Origin of the sequence: Rhodoferax sp. GW822-FHT02A01 (assembly GCF_038784515.1) — a bacterium.
Classification (GTDB): Bacteria; Pseudomonadota; Gammaproteobacteria; order Burkholderiales; family Burkholderiaceae_C; genus Allorhodoferax.
In genome coordinates, this window is the sequence record NZ_CP152376.1 from 3,099,157 (window position 1) to 3,116,134 (window position 16,978).

The 16,978-nt window shown below is 64.0% G+C and carries 15 protein-coding genes and 1 riboswitch; of the genes, 4 read left to right on the forward strand and 11 right to left on the reverse strand.

Annotation, left to right across the window (positions count from 1 at the left end):
• The first annotated feature begins 30 nt into the window (after window positions 1-30).
• The gene (locus AAGF34_RS14480) at window positions 31-1,077 is read left to right on the forward strand and encodes a homocysteine S-methyltransferase family protein (RefSeq protein ID WP_342616431.1); all 1,047 of its coding nucleotides are present in this window, start codon (window positions 31-33) and stop codon (window positions 1,075-1,077) included.
• A 9-nt stretch (window positions 1,078-1,086) separates the two neighbouring features.
• Window positions 1,087-1,167: riboswitch (S-adenosyl-L-homocysteine riboswitch) on the forward strand.
• A gap of 21 nt (window positions 1,168-1,188) precedes the next feature.
• Entirely contained in the window at window positions 1,189-3,927 is a 2,739-nt protein-coding gene (metH, locus tag AAGF34_RS14485) for a methionine synthase (RefSeq protein ID WP_342616432.1), read from the forward strand.
• Window positions 3,928-3,951: 24 nt separating this feature from the next.
• Here metH and AAGF34_RS14490 read toward each other — a convergent pair whose 3' ends face one another.
• The 5 genes from AAGF34_RS14490 to AAGF34_RS14510 form a co-directional block, all read right to left on the reverse strand.
• Window positions 3,952-4,791 carry an alpha/beta hydrolase gene (locus AAGF34_RS14490; RefSeq protein ID WP_342616433.1) on the reverse strand — a complete coding sequence of 280 codons (840 nt, stop codon included), beginning with the start codon at window positions 4,789-4,791 and terminating at the stop codon, window positions 3,952-3,954.
• Window positions 4,792-4,932: 141 nt separating this feature from the next.
• Window positions 4,933-5,403 (reverse strand): Mpo1-like protein, encoded by a 471-nt coding sequence (locus tag AAGF34_RS14495; protein ID WP_342616434.1) that lies wholly within the window; start codon window positions 5,401-5,403, stop codon window positions 4,933-4,935.
• On the reverse strand, window positions 5,400-6,584 hold the full coding sequence (locus AAGF34_RS14500) for an FAD-dependent oxidoreductase (RefSeq protein ID WP_342616435.1): 1,185 nt from the start codon (window positions 6,582-6,584) through the stop codon (window positions 5,400-5,402). Before AAGF34_RS14500 ends, AAGF34_RS14495 begins: the two co-directional genes overlap by 4 nt.
• Window positions 6,512-8,671, reverse strand: coding sequence for an FAD-dependent oxidoreductase (locus AAGF34_RS14505; RefSeq protein ID WP_342616436.1), 2,160 nt, complete (start codon window positions 8,669-8,671; stop codon window positions 6,512-6,514). Before AAGF34_RS14505 ends, AAGF34_RS14500 begins: the two co-directional genes overlap by 73 nt.
• Window positions 8,668-9,273 carry a CDP-alcohol phosphatidyltransferase family protein gene (locus tag AAGF34_RS14510; RefSeq protein WP_342616437.1) on the reverse strand — a complete coding sequence of 202 codons (606 nt, stop codon included), beginning with the start codon at window positions 9,271-9,273 and terminating at the stop codon, window positions 8,668-8,670. Before AAGF34_RS14510 ends, AAGF34_RS14505 begins: the two co-directional genes overlap by 4 nt.
• A gap of 166 nt (window positions 9,274-9,439) precedes the next feature.
• Here AAGF34_RS14510 and AAGF34_RS14515 point away from each other — a divergent pair, with 166 nt between their 5' ends.
• Entirely contained in the window at window positions 9,440-10,006 is a 567-nt protein-coding gene (locus AAGF34_RS14515; RefSeq protein ID WP_342616438.1) for a nitroreductase family protein, read from the forward strand.
• Window positions 10,007-10,058: 52 nt separating this feature from the next.
• Entirely contained in the window at window positions 10,059-10,655 is a 597-nt protein-coding gene (locus tag AAGF34_RS14520; protein WP_342616439.1) for a methyltransferase domain-containing protein, read from the forward strand.
• Here the strand turns inward: AAGF34_RS14520 and AAGF34_RS14525 are convergent.
• The 6 genes from AAGF34_RS14525 to AAGF34_RS14550 form a co-directional block, all read right to left on the reverse strand.
• Window positions 10,652-12,151, reverse strand: a complete 1,500-nt coding sequence (locus AAGF34_RS14525) for an AAA family ATPase (RefSeq protein ID WP_342616440.1) — start codon at window positions 12,149-12,151, stop codon at window positions 10,652-10,654. The two genes, AAGF34_RS14520 and AAGF34_RS14525, sit on opposite strands and share 4 nt — an antisense overlap.
• Before the next feature lie 110 nt (window positions 12,152-12,261).
• A complete protein-coding gene (locus AAGF34_RS14530; RefSeq protein ID WP_342616441.1) occupies window positions 12,262-12,894 on the reverse strand; it encodes an ATP-binding cassette domain-containing protein in 633 nt (210 codons plus the stop codon).
• Complete coding sequence (locus AAGF34_RS14535; RefSeq protein WP_342616442.1) at window positions 12,891-13,304, reverse strand: Rieske 2Fe-2S domain-containing protein; 414 nt, start codon at window positions 13,302-13,304, stop codon at window positions 12,891-12,893. The genes AAGF34_RS14530 and AAGF34_RS14535 overlap by 4 nt, the downstream gene beginning before the upstream one ends.
• Window positions 13,301-14,980: an ABC transporter permease gene (locus tag AAGF34_RS14540; protein ID WP_342616443.1), complete on the reverse strand. Its 1,680-nt coding sequence runs from the start codon at window positions 14,978-14,980 to the stop codon at window positions 13,301-13,303. The genes AAGF34_RS14535 and AAGF34_RS14540 overlap by 4 nt, the downstream gene beginning before the upstream one ends.
• A gap of 18 nt (window positions 14,981-14,998) precedes the next feature.
• Entirely contained in the window at window positions 14,999-16,282 is a 1,284-nt protein-coding gene (locus AAGF34_RS14545; RefSeq protein WP_342616444.1) for an Hsp70 family protein, read from the reverse strand.
• Window positions 16,279-16,959 (reverse strand): carboxylesterase, encoded by a 681-nt coding sequence (locus tag AAGF34_RS14550; protein WP_342616445.1) that lies wholly within the window; start codon window positions 16,957-16,959, stop codon window positions 16,279-16,281. The genes AAGF34_RS14545 and AAGF34_RS14550 overlap by 4 nt, the downstream gene beginning before the upstream one ends.
• Between the last annotated feature and the right edge of the window lie 19 nt (window positions 16,960-16,978).

A 16,978-nucleotide genomic window follows, 5' to 3' on the forward strand; every position in this document is an offset into this window, starting at 1 on the left:
CGACCATCCCGTATCTGTATGAAAGAGTTGATGCAAACCTCCACGCCTTCGCGCTACACCCGCGCCCAGCAGCTGCCCGAGATTCTGGACCAGCGGATCATGATTCTGGACGGCGCCATGGGCACCATGATCCAGCGTTTCAAGCTGAGCGAAGCACAGTACCGGGGCCAGCGCTTCAAGGATTTCCACAAGGACGTGAAGGGCAACAACGAGTTGCTGAGCCTGACCCGCCCCGACATCATTTCCGATATCCATGAAGGCTATCTGGCAGCCGGCGCCGATCTGATTGAAACCAATACCTTCGGGGCCACGACGATTGCGCAGGCCGACTACGATATGGCGGACCTGGCCGTTGAAATGAATGCGGCATCGGCCCGCCTGGCCCGCGCAGCATGCGACAAGTTTTCCACGCCGGACAAGCCGCGCTTTGTGGTGGGCGCACTGGGCCCCACACCCAAGACCGCCAGCATCAGCCCGGATGTGAATGATCCGGGTGCACGCAATATCGACTTTGAACAGCTCAACGTGGCCTACTACGAGCAGACCCGTGCGCTGGTTGAGGGCGGGGCCGATGTGCTGCTGGTCGAAACCATCTTCGATACCTTGAATGCCAAAGCGGCCCTGTTTGCCATTGACCGCTATTTCGAGGACTCAGGCGAGCGCCTGCCCATCATCATCAGCGGCACGGTGACGGATGCGTCGGGGCGCATTCTGAGCGGCCAGACCGTCACCGCCTTCTGGCACAGCGTACGCCATGCACAGCCCCTGGCGGTCGGACTGAATTGCGCGCTGGGTGCGGCGCTGATGCGCCCTTACATCCAGGAACTGCACCGGGCGGCACCCGACACCTTCATCAGTTGCTACCCCAATGCAGGTCTGCCCAACCCCATGGCGGAGACCGGATTCGACGAGACACCGGAAGTCACCAGCCGGCTGTTGCACGAGTTTGCGCAGGAGGGGCTGGTCAACATCGTGGGCGGCTGTTGCGGCACCACGCCCCAGCACATCAGCGCGATTGCCCGGGAAGTCAGCCCGTTTTCTCCGCGCACGCTGCACCAGGCGGCTTTCTACCGTTAGAATCGCCGCTCATCCAAGGAGCGTTGCAGTGCGGGCGAGGGCCCCACCAGGCTTGGATCTGCACTTTCATTGCAACGACGCTCACCTGATATTCCTACATCGGTGAGTCACATGCTTCGTTCTCAATACCTCGCACCCATGATGCTGTCCGGCCTGGAGCCGGTTGTCATCAACGCGGATACCCTGTTTGTCAACATTGGTGAGCGCACCAATGTGACGGGCTCCAAGGCCTTTGCCCGCATGATTCTCAACGGCGAGTTCGAGCAGGCCCTGGCCGTGGCACGCCAGCAGGTCGAAAACGGCGCACAGATCATCGACATCAACATGGACGAGGCCATGCTCGACAGCCAGGCTGCCATGGTGCGGTTTCTGCAGCTGATCGCCAGCGAGCCCGACATTTCGCGCGTGCCCATCATGATTGACTCCAGCAAATGGAGCGTGATCGAAGCCGGCCTGCGTTGTGTGCAGGGCAAATCCATCGTCAACTCCATCAGCATGAAAGAGGGCGAGCAGGCATTCAAGCAGCAGGCCAAGCTGGTGCGGCGCTACGGTGCGGCGGCGGTGGTGATGGCTTTTGACGAGCAGGGCCAGGCCGACACCTACCAGCGCAAGATCGACATCTGTGCGCGTGCCTATCGCATCCTGGTCGATGAGGTGGGTTTCCCACCCGAAGACATTATTTTTGATCCCAACATCTTTGCCATTGCCACCGGCATCGAGGAGCACAACAACTACGCGGTGGACTTCATCGAAGCCACCCGCTGGATCAAGCAGAACCTGCCGGGCGCCAAGGTGTCGGGCGGCGTGTCCAACGTCAGCTTTTCCTTTCGCGGCAATGACCCGGTGCGCGAGGCAATCCATACGGTGTTTCTGTACCACGCCATCCAGGCCGGAATGGACATGGGCATCGTCAATGCCGGCATGGTGGGTGTGTATGACGAACTGGCACCCGAGCTGCGCGAGCGCGTCGAGGACGTGGTGCTCAACCGCCGTGCCGATGCCGGTGAACGCCTGGTGGAAATTGCCGAGAGCACACGCGGTGCCGCGCGCGACGAGAGCCGCAAGCTGGATTGGCGCGGAACACCGGATGCACCCGTGTCCGTGGGGCAGCGGCTCAGCCATGCGCTGGTGCACGGCATCACCGATTTCATCACCGAAGATACCGAAGAGGCCTACCGCGACTTGCTGGCCCAGGGCGGGCGACCGCTGCACGTCATCGAAGGCCCGCTCATGGACGGGATGAATGTGGTGGGTGACCTGTTTGGCCAGGGCAAGATGTTCCTGCCCCAGGTGGTCAAGAGCGCACGCGTCATGAAGCAGGCCGTGGCGCACCTGTTGCCCTACATCGAGGCCGAAAAGGCCGCCATGGTGGAAGCGGGCGGGGAAGCCAAGGCCAAGGGCAAGATCGTCATTGCCACCGTCAAGGGTGATGTGCACGACATCGGCAAGAACATCGTGACCGTGGTGCTCCAGTGCAACAACTTCGAAGTGGTCAACATGGGCGTGATGGTGCCCTGCCACGAAATCCTGGCCCGGGCCAAGGTGGAGGGCGCTGACATGATCGGCCTGTCCGGACTGATCACCCCCAGCCTGGAAGAGATGGCCTATGTGGCTGGCGAGATGCAGAAGGACGACTACTTCCGCATCCGCAAGATTCCGCTGCTCATTGGTGGCGCCACCACCAGCCGGGTGCACACCGCTGTCAAGATTGCGCCGCATTACGAAGGCCCGGTTGTCTATGTGCCCGACGCCTCGCGCAGCGTGGGTGTGGCGCAGAGCCTGTTGGGCGAGCAGGCAGCCAGCTACCTGGAGGCGCTGGCGGCGGACAACGACAAGGTCCGGGAACAGCACGCCAACAAAAAGCAGGTCGCGCTGTGGCCGCTGGAGCGCGCGCGCGCCAACAAGACGCCGCTGGACTGGACGGTCTTCCAGCCCACGCGCCCCAAGTTCATTGGGCGACGCGTGTTTCGCAACTTCGACCTGAGCGAGCTGGCACGCTTCATCGACTGGGGCCCGTTCTTCCAGACCTGGGATCTGGCGGGCCCGTACCCCGCCATCCTGCAGGATGAGGTGGTGGGCGTGCAGGCACAGCAGGTGTTGCGCGACGGGCGGGCCTTGCTCAAGCGGGCCATCGATGGCCGCTGGCTGACGGCGAATGCGGTGCTCGGGCTGTACCCGGCCAACACGGTGCATGACGACGACATAGAGCTCTACACCGATGAGTCGCGCAGCCAGGTGGCCATGACCTGGTACGGCTTGCGCCAGCAGTCGCCCAAGCAGGAAATCGATGGCGTCATGCGACCCAGCCGCTGCCTGGCGGACTTTGTCGCACCCAAAGGCGTTGCGCCGGACTATGTGGGCGTGTTTGCCGTGACGGCCGGCATTGGCGCGGAGAAGCGCGAGCAGATATTCATGGACGCACACGACGACTACAGCGCCATCATGTTCAAGGCCATTGCGGACCGTTTGGCAGAGGCCTTTGCCGAATGCCTGCACCACCGGGTACGCACCGACTGGTGGGGCTATGCGCCCGATGAAAACCTGGATATGGAGGCCATGATCAGCGAGCGCTACCGTGGCATACGTCCGGCTCCTGGCTACCCGGCCTGCCCGGACCACAGCGCCAAGAAGGACATGTTTGACCTGCTGCATTGCGCAGACATCGGCATGGCGCTGACGGAAAGCCTGGCCATGCATCCTGCTGCCAGTGTCAGCGGCTTCTACCTGGGACACCCGCAGGCCACCTATTTCAACGTCGGCAAAATCGGTGACGACCAGTTGCAGGACCTGTGCCAGCGCCGCCAGATGCAGCCGGCTGAGCTCTCGCGATTGCTGGCGCCCAATCTGTGAGCGAAAGGCCGGTTGCAGCCAGAGTCAAGGGGCCGAATGTCTCGTCAGGAACGGTAATGCGTGTTGAAGCACTTCGTCGGGTGCCTCTTCTGCCATCAAGTGCCCACAATCAATCGTGGCCCCTTCGACCTGATCGGCCCAGGTTCTCCAGATTTCTTCCGGGGTGGGGCTGGCGGTCGCTGATTTGTTCCACAAGATCTGAACGGGGCAAGCTACTTTGTGGCCGTTAGCCAAATCCACTTTGTCATGCTCGAGGTCAATGGAAGCGGCGGCTCGGTATTCTTCCATCATGGCGTGCCGCACGGACTCCCTTGCAAATGCGCGGTGGTACTCCGCACGGCACTCGGAATGGATGGCTGACTCTTCCACCACCATGTTGCGCAAAGTCCAGTCCAGAAAGTAAGAGGGATCGGAGCGCAACAGGCGCTCTGGCAGATCAAAGGGCTGGGCAAAGAGATACCAATGAAATGCCTTCATCCCAAATGCCATGTTGGCCCGGCTCCACATTTCCGCAGTGGGGACCACGGTCAGGGAGGTAAAGCAATTGACCGCTTGCGGGGCATCAAGACACATTCGGTAGCCGACCCGTGCACCACGGTCATGGCCCATCACCGCGAAGCGTGAAAACCCGAGCGACTGCATCAGGGCCAAGTTGTCCAGGGCCATGGTTCTCTTGCTGTATTGCGTATGCTGTGCGTCACCCGAAGGCCCCACGCTGTCGCCGTAACCTCTCAGGTCAGGAGCGATCACGGTGAAGTGCTTTGCCAGCGCAGGCACTATTCGATGCCACGCCACATGGGTTTGAGGATAGCCATGCAAAAGCAGCAGAGGTGGTCCACTACCGCCCACTTCAGCGTGAATCACGGCCTGTCCGTGATGAACCTGGTGGACTTTGAAGTTGTGAAAGAACGGCTTTGGAAGAGTCATCTCGCCCATCGTAGAGCAAAGCGAATGGGCGTGCTTCTTCCGTGTCGATTACAGATTGGGTTGAAGCATTGCCCGTCGTTACCAGCGCAGGCCCAATCGCTCAAACAACCGACTCAGCACAAACAGTGGCCCCACCCAGAGGTACTGCACATCTTCCAGAAACGAAGGCTTCTTGCCCTCGATGCGGTGGCCTATGAACTGGAAGATCCAGGCCACCACAAATACCGTGACGCACACCGGCAGCAAAATCCCTTTGGCGTTCAGGCCCGCAAGGATGGCCAGCATGACTACGGTGATGGCCATCATGGTGACCAGGAATATCTTCGACAGGCGCCAGTAGTACACCAGGCTGGCCGCCAGAAATAGCAGGGCCGCCCATGGGCTGAGTGCGTACAGAAGGCCCACCAGGCTGAGCATGATGCAGGGTATGGCCACGTAGTGGATGCGCTCGTTGCGCGGGTTGCGGTGGCTGCTGGCGTAGTGCGCCAGCAACTGGTCCACGCGGCGGGTGGGCGTGCTCGCAGTGTCGGGTTCCAGTGCGGTGGTCATACAGTCTCCCTAAAGCGCCGCACAAAGCGGCGGTCAATCCAGTCCTTGAGTCGCCAGACCCAGTAACCCTGCGCACTGTACTGTCCCCAGCTGGCAATGGCAAAGCCGGCGCCACAGGAAATCAGGTTGAGCGTGTGCTCGGGCGGCTGGTGCTCCACCAGGGGCTGACCCTGCAGCGCCGCATGCAGGTTGGTGGCCAGCGCCGGGCCGCTGCGCACGGCATAGACACCGCTGCGGGCCAGCGTGCGGTCGGTGCGGCTGCTGACATCGCCTGCGGCAAACACCATGGTGTGGCTGGTGGAGCGCTGGCAGGCGTCCACCGCCACAAAGCCGTGCGCGTCCAGCGCCAGCCCACTGTTTGCCAGCCATGCTGGCGCCTGCGCACCGGTGGCGATGATGGGCACGTCGCAGGCCAGGGTGGCACCGCTGGCCAGTGCCACTTCCCCTGCGCGCACACCACATGCACTGTCGCGCAGGATGGTGATGCGGCGCTTTTGCAATGCCGCGTGGATGCGGGCCTGCACGTTGGGCGGATAGCCTACGCCCGGCACGGCATCACCGCACAGCAGGGTGAGCGCTGCGTCGGGCAAGCGCTGGCGAATCGCCATCACCAGCTCGACCCCGGCAGCACCGGCACCGACCACGGCAATGCGCAGTGGCCGCGCCTCGCCCATGGCCGCCACCTTGGGCCAGAGCACGCCAAAGGCTTCGATGGGGCGCACGAACAGGGCATGTTCGCGCGCGCCCGGCATGGCCGCTTCCAGCAGTGCGCGGTTGTGTACCGGCCCGGTATTGATGGATGCCCAGTCGTAGTGCAGCACGCTGCCGTCGTCCAGGGTCACGGTCTGGGCGCTTGCATCCAGGCCGCGCACGCTGCGCGCTATCCAGCGGATGCCGCTGCGGCGCACCAGCGGCTCCAGCGGAATCACGCAGTCCTCCAGTGCATAGCGTCCGGCCACAAAACCCGGCACCATGCCCGAATACAGCTGCCGGTCATACGGCGCAATCAGCGTGACCTGGGCGCCGGACCAAGGCGCCCCGGCCATCTGCGCCAGCACCTGCACGTGGGCATGACCTGCGCCCAGCAGCAGCAACTGGCGCGCCGGACTCAACCGCGCCTCCAGGCATGGAAGCGTTCCACCCACTGCAGCAGCCTTTGCGGCTGGTGCGCGCGCCGCCATTGGCCCGCTGCATATTTGTTGGCCTCGGCCATGGTGGGGTAGGTGTGCACCGTGCCCAGAATCTTGTTGAGTCCCAGGCCGTGCTGCATGGCCAGCACGTATTCGGCCAGCAGTTCGGCAGCCTGCGCGCCCACGATGGTGGCGCCCAGGATGCGGTCCTTGCCTGGCACTGTGAGCACTTTGACAAACCCGCGCGCCTCGCCGTCGGCAATGGCGCGGTCCAGGTCATCCAGTACATAGCGGGTGACTTCATAGGCAATGCCCTGTGCAGTCGCTTCCTGCTCGTTCAGGCCCACGCGGGCGACCTCGGGGTCGGTGAAGCTAGCTTGCGGAATCGCCTGGTAGTTGACGCGAAAGCGCTTGAAGTCACCAAACAGCGCATTGACCGCGGCATACCAAGCCTGGTGCGAGGCCACATGGGTGAACTGGTAGGGCCCGGCCACATCGCCTGCCGCATAGATGTTGGGGTAGACGGTTTGCAGCGTGTCGTCGGTGATGATGGTCTTGTCGGTGGCGATGCCCAGCGCTTCCAGCCCATAGCCGGTAAGGCGCGCCTTGCGGCCCACGGCGCAGAGCAACTGGTCAAACGGCATGCGTACCTCCTGCCCGTGGTGGGACAGCACCAGTACCTTGGCGTCTCCCAAGCGTTCGCAGCGCAGCGCCTGGTGGCTGGTGAGTACCTGCACGCCGTCGGCCTCCAGACTGGCTTGCACCACGGCGCTCACTTCTTCGTCTTCGCGCAGCAGCAGGCGCGGCGCCATTTCCACCTGGATCACATCGGCGCCCAGGCGCGCAAAGGCCTGCGACAGCTCGCAACCAATCGGCCCGCCACCCAGCACCACCCAGCGCTTGGGCAGCACGTCCAACGTGGCCAAATGCTCCCACAGGGTGTCGCTGGTGAGGTAGCCCACCTCCTCCAGGCCTGGCAGCGCGGGCACCACGGGTTGTGCGCCTGCGGCAATCACAATGCTGCGGGTGCTCAAGGTCTGCCGGCTGCCGTCTGTGCGCTGTATTTCCACCGTCCAGGGATTGGTGATGCGGGCATAGCCTTGCACCACGTCCACACCCAGATCGGTATAGCGCGCCACGCTGTCATGCGGCGCAATGTCGGCAATCACCTGCTGCACCCGCTGCATCACCGCCTTGAAATCCACCACCGGCGCGGCAGAAAGACCGTAGTCGCGGGCACGGCGCATCTGGTGCGCGGCCTTGGCGCTGCGTATCAGCGCCTTGCTGGGAACGCAGCCGTAGTTGAGGCAGTCGCCGCCCATGACCTTGGCTTCCACCAGCGTGACCTTGGCCTTGACCGCTGCGGCAATATAGGCCGCCACCAATCCGCCCGAGCCCGCACCGATCACCACCAGGTTGCGGTCAAAGCGGGCAGGGCGCACGCTGCGCCAGCGCGCCAGCACGCGCAGCCGCTCCATGTGGCGCACGATGCGCCGCACCACCAGGGGCAACAGGCCCAGCAGTGCCAGCGACCCCAGCAGCGCGGGGCTGGCTGCGTCCGACAGGCTGCGCAGCGAGCCGAGCTGGATACCCGCATTCACAAACGCGGCCGTTCCCACCAGCATGCCCAGCTGGCTGACCCAGTAAAAGGTCCAGCTGTTGATGGACGTGAGCCCCATGCCCAGGTTGATCAGGAAGAACGGCACCACCGGAATCAGCCGCAGGCTCAGCAGATAGAGCGCTCCGGCGCGCTCCACTCCGGCGTTGATCTCCTTGAGCGGTATGGCAAAGCGGGTCTGTACCGTATCGCGCAGCAGCCAGCGCGCCACCCAGAACGACACGGTGGCACCCATGCTGGATGCAAACGACACCAGCAACAGCCCCCAGAAGAAACCGAAGATCGCACCCCCCGCCAGTGTCAGCAACACAGCCCCGGGCAGCGACAGTGCTGCCACCAACAGGTACATGGCAAAGTAGGCGGCGCGTACCTGCCAGGGGTGCTCTGCGTATAGCGCTGCAAAGTCCTGCTGGCGCTGTTGCAGATAGTGCAGGTTCAGGTATTGGTTCAGGTCCAGCGTGAAGAAAAGGGTGCCGACAACCAGCAGCAAGGCGATCACGATCCAGCGAGTGGCCTTCATTGAAAAGCCCTCCAGCCCCAGACGATGCGGGTCGCAGTGGTGATGGCACACAGGGCCGCAAAACCGTAGGCCAGCACGGCAAAGTGCTGCGGCCACAGGCACATGGCAAGGAACACACCCAAGGTCTCGGTTGCCTCGGTCAGGCCGCCCAGGAAGTAGATCGACTTGTCGGGGTAGTCGGTGTTGTCCATGCCGCGCTTGGCAGCCAGTGCGGCAAAGGCCAGAAAGCTGGAGCTGGTGCCCATGAAGGCGGTCAGCAAAACGGCAGCGGGCAGGGCGTTGCTGACGGGCTGCGCCAGCGCAAAGGCCAGTGGAATGCTGGCGTAAAACAGAAAGTCCAGCGCAATGTCCAGAAAGCCGCCCGCATCACTGGCGCGCGTCTGCCGGGCCACGGCGCCATCCAGTGCATCACAGCTGCGCGACAGCAGGATCAGGACCGTCCCCGGCGCGTACCTGGCGCTGGCGATGCAGGCCGCCGCACCCAGGCCCAGTGCAAAGCCCAGCAGGCTGATGCTGTTGGCACCAATCCCCATGCGCGCCAGCACCACGGCAGCTGCTGTCACCGGTTTGCGCAACAAACGCACGGCAAGGCGGTCTAGCATGGAAGGGTGGGGTTGGGCATGGCAGGCTGCATGGTAACGTGCTCCTGCGGGTTGTTTGATGGCGGTCAACGAAGGTTTGTGACAAAGGTCCATATTGAGAGGTAGGGCTGTGCACCCGGTCCATGTGGGCAGAGGCAGACCTTGTGGACGCAATGAAAGGACCATCATGCATGCTTCTTTGGAAACCATGGCACTACGCGATGCCATTCAGGGGCGCCGGTCGGTTCGTACCTTTGGCCCCGAACAGATAGAACGAACCACATTGCTGGAACTGTTGGAACTGGCGGTCCAAGCCCCTACGGCCATGCACCTGGAGCCCTGGGGGTTCATCGTGGTGCAGGACAAGAAAGTGCTGCAGCGCATTTCCGAACAAGCGCTGAGCGGCATGGCGGATCTGCCCCCCAGCTTGCACCGCGACCAGGACGGGATGGCTGATGTGTTTCACGGAGCGCCTACCCTGGTCGTGATCTGCGCCCCGAGTGCCGCGCGCTTTTCCCAGGCGGATTGCTGGCTGGCGGCGCAGAACCTGATGCTCGGTGCCTACGCCATGGGCCTTGGCACCTGCGTCATCGGCATGTCGGTTGCAACGCTCAACTCGCCGCCGATCCGTGCCCTCATCGGGTTGCCGCCGGATGTAGAGGCAGTGGCGCCTATCATCGTCGGGCAACCGCTGGCGGTGCCGCCAGCGGTCGGTCGCAAGGCGCCGCGCATTGCCTCCTGGATTGCAGGCTGACGCTGACGAGGAGCACATCATTCCATCACGTCCTGCACTGGCCCAATACCGCATGCGTGCCAACGCATACGACATGGAGTTGCTCGCCTTCGAATCCCTGCGCCGCGATGCCATTGAACAGCTGGACCTCAAGCCCGGCGACACGGTGCTGGATGTGGGTTGCGGCACGGGCCTGAGCTTCGAGCGGCTGCAGCAGATCATCGGGACGGAAGGCCGCATTGTTGCGATCGAGCAGTGTCCCGAGATGATGGAGCGGGCGCGCCAGCGTGTGCAGGACAAGGGCTGGACCAATGTCACGCTGCTGACTTCAACCGTGGCCGATGCCCTGATCCCCTGCATGGCCGATGCTGCCTTGTTCATCTTCACCCACGACATACTCCGTCAGCCCGAAGCCGTGCGGCGCGTGCTGCTGCACCTCAAGCCGCACGCCAATGTGGTTGCGGTGGGCCTGAACTGGGCCTCACCCTGGGAAGTGGCAACCAACTGCTGGGTACTGATGGCCGCCCTCTATTCGGTGACCTCGCTGGAAGGGTTGGCGGCGCCCTGGAGCCTGCTGGCCGATCAGCTCGGCACGATGGAAGTCCAGCAGATGGGTGGACTGTTTACCGCAGTGAAACACGGGGCCGCAGTTCTGGCCAATGACGGCTAGGCCGGTTCAGTAACCGGCCACACGGGCTCATCCGGTTGCAGGGGCTCTACTGCAGCAAGCTGCGCGTCCAGCACCTGCAGCGAGGCTTCGGATGCGTCGTCTCCCCGCTGCGCACGCTCCTGTATCCGCTTGCGCAATTCGTCCTGGCTAGCGCCCGGCGCCAGGATGCAAAAGCGTGCGTGGTGGCTGCGGGCCAGCTGGTGAAAGGCATCGCGTTGGGCGCGCTGCAAGAAGGTTCCATCCACCAGCACCGACCAGCCGGCGTGCAGCAGCGTGTCGGCCATGGAAAGCAGCTGGGTGTAGGTGGCCTCGTTGGCCTGTGGCGAATAGACACCGGCATTCAATGCGGAAGCGCTGGAAGCCAGCGCAGGAATGTGGAACGCACGCTTGCGTTCCAGGTCGGTGCGCAGACGCAGGATGGCGGGCTGCGCGTCATCCAGCAGTAGTTGGTTGGACGCATAGGTTTTGCCACAGCCGGACACACCGTGGGTGATGATCAGCTGCAGTTCAGCTGGTGCCGCCAGCTGCTCTGCCAGCGCAATGCACTCCAGGGCATGTTCCTTGGGTTCACCGTGCTGCAGGTAGTGCACCATGGCCACCTTGGCCCGCACCAGCGCACGGTACACCGCATAAAAGCGCAGCAGCGGGGCACAGGCATAGTCGCCGCTCTGGGCCAGCACCTCATTCACAAACCAGTGCGCCAGACCCGGCTGGTGCTGGGCCAACAGATCCTGGTAGGTAAAGGCAATGTCGCTGGCCACATCGATCCAGCGCAACTCGTCGTTGAACTCCAGACAGTCAAACAGGCGTATGCCGCCGTCCATCAACACCAGATTGGCCAGGTGCAGATCACCGTGGCATTCACGTACGAACCCGGTCTGCTTGCGCGCCTGCAGTAGTGGGGTCAGTTGTGCAAATTGCTGCCGGGTCCAGTCGCGCAGGGCCAGCAACTTTTGTTGTACTCGTGGCTCGGGCAGCGCCTTCTGCAGATCATCAAAATTCTGCAGGGCCTGGTCCAGCACCGCAGCGGGCGCGCCAAATGCCGAGTCCGCTGGCGCGACGGCAGCCTGTGCGTGGAAGTCCGCCACGCTGTGCGCCAGATTGCTCACGAGTTCGGGTGTTAGTTCACCACGTGCGCACACATGGTCCAGCCTGGCCTCCTGATCGAAGCGGCGCATCTTCACAGCGTACTCCAGCGGCGGGCCCTTGCCTTGCCAGAGCGGGACCTCTTCCGTGTGGAAGATGCCCACCACTTCCAGGTAGATGTCCGGCGAGAAGCGCTGGTTCAGCCGCAGTTCCTCATCGCAGAAATGCTTGCGCAGCTCCAGTGTGCTGAAGTCCAGAAAAGACAGCTTGACCGGCTTCTTGATCTTGTAGGCAAAGTCACCGGCCAGCAGCACCCAGGAGATGTGGGTTTCCACAAGACTGACTTGCGTCACGCCCTCGCCATAGCGTTCGGGCGCGAGCAGCGATTGGATCAGCACAGGCAATTGCATGGGAAATCCTCGGGGGGAGGCGGCCACAGGCCTCAGATTCGATGGTGATGCCTTTTGCCCCACGTCGTCTTGAGAAATGTCAATTGAGTCAGTGTGCGCGCATTGCTTTGTCAGCCGGGTTCCGCAAGTCGGGTGAGCAGGGCCGGGTCGGCTACGTCCTGTGCGTCGTGGGTCACCAGCAGGGCCGGAATATTGCGCTGGCGCACCAGGTCGAACACCAGTTCCCGCATGCGCGCACGCAAAGCCGCATCCAGCCGTGAGAAGGGCTCATCCAGCAGCAGCGCCTGGGGCTGGGCCAGCAACGCCCGCGCCAAAGCAACGCGTACGCGCTGCCCACCGGACAGGGTGGCAGGATCGGCCTGGGCCAGCGGCGCGATCTCCATGGCCAGCAGGGCTTGATTCACTTGGCTCTCGCGGGTGGCGGCATCGCCGCGCGGCACAGCGAACAACAGGTTCTCGCGCACCGTCATGTGGGGAAACAGCAAGGCGTCCTGGAACAGAATGCCCACCCGCCGCGCTTGCGGCGGCAGCCCATCGATGCGCAGCCCGTTGAGCAGCACCTGGCCGTCGAAGCGCAGGGCAGGGTCCAGCGTGCCGCACACCGCCGCCAGCAGGCTGGACTTGCCACTGCCACTTTCGCCCATCAGCGTGTGCACGGTGCCCGGTGCAATGCGCAGATGCAGGTCCCGCACCAGCAGCTGCGACGGGGTCGCCAGTTGCCTGACCTGCAGCTCCAGGCTCATGCGCTGCTGCCTATGCGCAGCATGCCTTCGGCATCGCACTGTAGCGGCACAGCAATCAGCGACTCGCCCACGCAATCACCCTGCTCGCACATGCCGTCCGCCCAGCGGTAGCGCGCGTAGTGCACATTGCAGGTGATGCTGGTGTGGGCTTTGAAGATCAGCTTGTCCTGGCTGTTGGCCAGGGGCACGCCAAAGTGGGCGCATCGGTTGGCAAAGGCGGTCACGGTGTCACCGCTGCGCAGCAGCAGCAGGCGAAAGCTCGCAGGAGTTTCGGCATCCGCCGACGTCACCACGCTGTGCATCAGCACCGCGCCATCCGGCACGGCATCGCGGTGCAGCAGCGCCGTGCCCGGCGCGGGCGCATGGGGTAGCTGATGCCACAGGGGCGGCAAAGAGGGCGTATCACTCATGGCGCGATTGTGCCCAAGGCCCGTGGCGCAGGTGCAAAGTGTCGCTGGCGTCCCAGCCGCGTCGCCAGCGCAAATACCGCCGCGGGCAACAGGAATTGCAGCGCGGCGTAGGCGGCCATCAGGCCGCGCTGCCCCCCAGCGGCCAGCGCTACCGCCTCGGTAGTGACGGTGGCAAAGCGACCGGCCCCCACATACAGGGTGGGCAGGTACTGCGCCACGCTGACGGCGAAGCCCACCGCCAGCGCAGCGGCCAGACTGGCACGTAGCAGAGGCCACTTGATACGCAACATGAACTCCCAGCGTCCATGGCCCAGCGTGGCGCTCAATTGGTACAGCCGGGTGTCAAAGCCGTTGTACGGGCCTTGCAGTGTCAGCAGCACATAGGGCAGGCAGGCAAGCCAGTGCGCCAGCCACAGCCCCCAGGCGGTGCCGTCCAGGCTCCAGGAAAGGGTCAGGCGGTGCAGACCAAGCACCCACAGCAAAGCAGGCAGCACCAGTGGCAGCAAAGTCAGCCCCTGCAGCCTGTGCTGCCAACGCATAGGTGCCAGTTCCAGCCAGGCAACGACCCACAGCAGGGCCGCCAGCGCGCTGCCGGCTGCAAGCCACACCGTGGTCCCGAGCGTGTCCGTGCTCTGCGCCACCGAGCGCCAGGCCGACAGGCTCCATTGCGTCGGCACGAGCTGCGGAAAAGGCCACACGCCGCTGACGCTGGCCAGCAGCAGTGCCAGTGCTACCAGCACATAGATGCCCCGGAGCCAGAAGTCGCCGCCCGTCAGGTGTGGGCTGTGCCTAGTGGTGTTGCGAAGCCGGCTGGAGTCCGGTGCGCCCCGCGTGCGGCGGACGCGCCAAAGCGGCATGCGATGCAAGTACATCGCCACGCCAGTAACCACCGCGAGGGTTGCTACCAGCAGCCAGGCTGCTGAAGCACCTTTGGCGTTGGTCTGCAGGTCGGCATCCAGCAGCCATTGCCAGGCCAGCACGGCCAGCGTGGGCGGGGACGCTGGGCCTATGACCAGGGCCACGTCCACCACGCAGAGGCCGTAGGTCAGCACGGCCAGCAAGGGCGCCGTGAGTCGCGCCAGCAGCTGGGGCCAGACGATGCGCCACCAAGCACTGCGTGCTGGATAACCCAGGGTGGCTGCGACCTGGAGTTCCTGCTGCAGGCGCTGAGCCACATCCGGGCGCAGCAGATGGGCGCCTGCAGCCCAGAGGAGAAACGGCGTCTCCTTGAACGCCAGCACGGCAATCAGTCCCAACCCCCAAGGGTCTTGCGTGGTGGGCCAATCTGGCGGACTCTGCAGACCGGTGGCCCAAGGGGAGAACAGACGCAGCAGCCAACCCGACGGTGCCACCAGCAGCGCCAAACCGATGGCAAAGGCCGCATGGGGCAAGGCCAGCATCCAGGACTGGCGGCCGATTAGTCGCTGCAGGTTCTGCCCCATGCTGCAGCCCGCCAGCATCCAGGCCGCAGTGGCTGTGGCCAGGGTGGTGCTGGCCAGCCCGGTCCACAGGCTCAAAGCCAGTGCGCGCCCGGTCTGCGGGTCAGCCCACAACGTGGCCCAGGCCGCGCCATCGCATCCCGCCAGCAAGGCCTGCCACAGGCTCCAAACCAGCGGGACGGCAACCAGCAGCACCAGGGTGGCGGCAGCACGGTACGTGGGTGCGGGCCGGACCATGGTGTGCACCGTTGCCCGCTACTGCCAGACTTGCTGCGCCGAACCGGCTACCGCCAGTCCGGCAGCCACACCGCCAAACTGGTTGCCCGACACCAGCGTGGCCTCGGGCATGGCGGCCTGTAGTGCGGCCACCAGCGGACGCAGGGCCGAGGAGCCGCCGGTCAGGTACACCGCGTCCACCTGCGACAGGCCGGACTGCTGCACGCAGTCCTGGGCGCAGCGCACCACCTGAGCGATCGCATCGGTCAGCGTCAGCTCCATGGCCCCTGCGGTGATGGAAGGCGCCAGTGCGCGTTCCAGAAAATCCAGTTGCACCGGGTGGGTCTCGCCGGTGATGGAGCAGGCAATCTTGGCGCTCTCCACCGCGGCCAGCATGCGGTGCCCGTACTGGCCTTCCAGCGCCGTCATGAGGCGCTGGTGCAGCGTGCGGTCAGCGAAGTCGGCCCAGAGTTCCTTGGCAAAGTGCATGCCCTTGCGCGTGTAGGCCTGGTGAATCAGGTGCCAGGTGCTAAGGTCAAAGAACACGCTGTTGGGCACCGGGCGGCCGCCGGTACCCACGTGGCGGTAACCCAGCAAGGGCATCACGGTGGAGAGGTCCAGCAGGCGGTCGAAGTCGGTGCCACCGATGTGCACGCCGGTGGTGGCCAGGATGTCGCCACTGCGGTCGCTCAGCACACTGCGCTGCGGGTTCAGGCGGATGACGGTGAAGTCGGAAGTGCCGCCGCCTATGTCCACCACCAGCGCCGTGCGCTCCCCGGCTATGCGCTGCTCGTAGTCCAGCGCCGCCGCTATGGGCTCCAGTTGGTAGGCGATGTGGGTAAAGCCGGCCTCGCGTGCAGCTCGGCCCAGCGTCTCTTGTGCCAGGGCATCGCGCTCGGGGTTGTCGTCCACAAAGTGCACCGGGCGGCCCAGCATGGCGTGCGTGAGGGGCTGGCCCGCACAGGCTTCGCTGCGGCGCTTGAGCTCCTTGAAGAACAGCACCACGATGTCGAAGTAGCGCATGCTGCGGTCTCCCACAGCGGTGTGCTCTTCCATCAAAGCGCTGCCCAGCAGGCTCTTGAGCGAGCGCAGCAGGCGGCCCTCGGTGCCGCTCAGGTAGGCACGCATGGCCTCGCTGCCGAACATCAGGCTGTGGGTTTCCGTGCAGAAGAACAAGGCGGTGGGCATTTCGCTGCGCTCACCATCCAGCGGTACGACCTGCAGTGCTCCGTCTGGCTGCATGAAGGCCGCTGCCGAATTGGATGTTCCAAAGTCTATGCCCAGCACCTTCTCGCTGCGACCCAAGGGTGGCCGCGCGCTCACGGGGCTTCGGGCAGTATCTGCCGCAGAAACGCCGATACGTCATCCAGCTCTTGCGGGGTGATGTTGTGCTCGGTCGGGTAGCTGTGCCATTGCACCGTGTAGCCCAGCGATTGCAGGACGTTGCGGGTGGTCTCGCCGCGGCCGTGGATCACGACCGTGTCGTCCAATCCATGGCCCATGAATATCGGGGTGAAAGCGTTGGCGCTGGAGCGTTCCTTGGCAAAGCGATCTGCCAGTGGCAGGTACCCGGACAGGGCGATGATTCCTGCAATGGCGTAAGGCAGACGCAGCCCGGTGTGCAGGGACATGGCCGCGCCCTGGCTGAAGCCGGCCAGCACGATATGGTCCGGTGCAATGCCACGCTTGATCTCATGGGCCACCAGCGCAGTGATGGCCAACTCGGATTGCTGAATGCCTTGTACGTCCTGGCGGCTGATGAGGTCGGTGCCGGTGATGTCGTACCAGGCTGGCATGACATAGCCGCCGTTGACCGTCACCGGCATGTTGGGTGCATGCGGAAAGATGAAGCGCATGGGCTGGCAGCCCCGCAGATTCAGTTCGGGGACCACTCCAGCCAGGTCATGGCCGTTGGCACCCAGGCCATGCAGCATGATGACGGAGGCCGTGGGCCGGGGTGCCGATTCCATTTCGAACCGGGTAAGCATTTTGGTAGTCATGGTGTGCGGGGACTGTCGG

Excerpts from the sequence above, each read along its gene's own strand:
- AAGF34_RS14550 (WP_342616445.1), bottom strand. The coding sequence starts at position 16,959 with ATGACTACCAAAATGCTTACCCGGTTCGAAATGGAATCGGCACCCCGG.
- AAGF34_RS14540 (WP_342616443.1), bottom strand. The coding sequence starts at position 14,980 with ATGGTCCGGCCCGCACCCACGTACCGTGCTGCCGCCACCCTGGTGCTG.
- AAGF34_RS14530 (WP_342616441.1), bottom strand. The coding sequence starts at position 12,894 with ATGAGCCTGGAGCTGCAGGTCAGGCAACTGGCGACCCCGTCGCAGCTG.
- AAGF34_RS14520 (WP_342616439.1), top strand. The coding sequence starts at position 10,059 with ATGCGTGCCAACGCATACGACATGGAGTTGCTCGCCTTCGAATCCCTG.
- AAGF34_RS14500 (WP_342616435.1), bottom strand. The coding sequence starts at position 6,584 with ATGGCGGCGCGCGCACCAGCCGCAAAGGCTGCTGCAGTGGGTGGAACG.
- AAGF34_RS14525 (WP_342616440.1), bottom strand. The coding sequence starts at position 12,151 with ATGCAATTGCCTGTGCTGATCCAATCGCTGCTCGCGCCCGAACGCTAT.
- AAGF34_RS14495 (WP_342616434.1), bottom strand. The coding sequence starts at position 5,403 with ATGACCACCGCACTGGAACCCGACACTGCGAGCACGCCCACCCGCCGC.
- AAGF34_RS14535 (WP_342616442.1), bottom strand. The coding sequence starts at position 13,304 with ATGAGTGATACGCCCTCTTTGCCGCCCCTGTGGCATCAGCTACCCCAT.
- AAGF34_RS14505 (WP_342616436.1), bottom strand. The coding sequence starts at position 8,671 with ATGAAGGCCACTCGCTGGATCGTGATCGCCTTGCTGCTGGTTGTCGGC.
- metH (WP_342616432.1), top strand. The coding sequence starts at position 1,189 with ATGCTTCGTTCTCAATACCTCGCACCCATGATGCTGTCCGGCCTGGAG.
- AAGF34_RS14515 (WP_342616438.1), top strand. The coding sequence starts at position 9,440 with ATGCATGCTTCTTTGGAAACCATGGCACTACGCGATGCCATTCAGGGG.
- AAGF34_RS14510 (WP_342616437.1), bottom strand. The coding sequence starts at position 9,273 with ATGCTAGACCGCCTTGCCGTGCGTTTGTTGCGCAAACCGGTGACAGCA.
- AAGF34_RS14480 (WP_342616431.1), top strand. The coding sequence starts at position 31 with ATGCAAACCTCCACGCCTTCGCGCTACACCCGCGCCCAGCAGCTGCCC.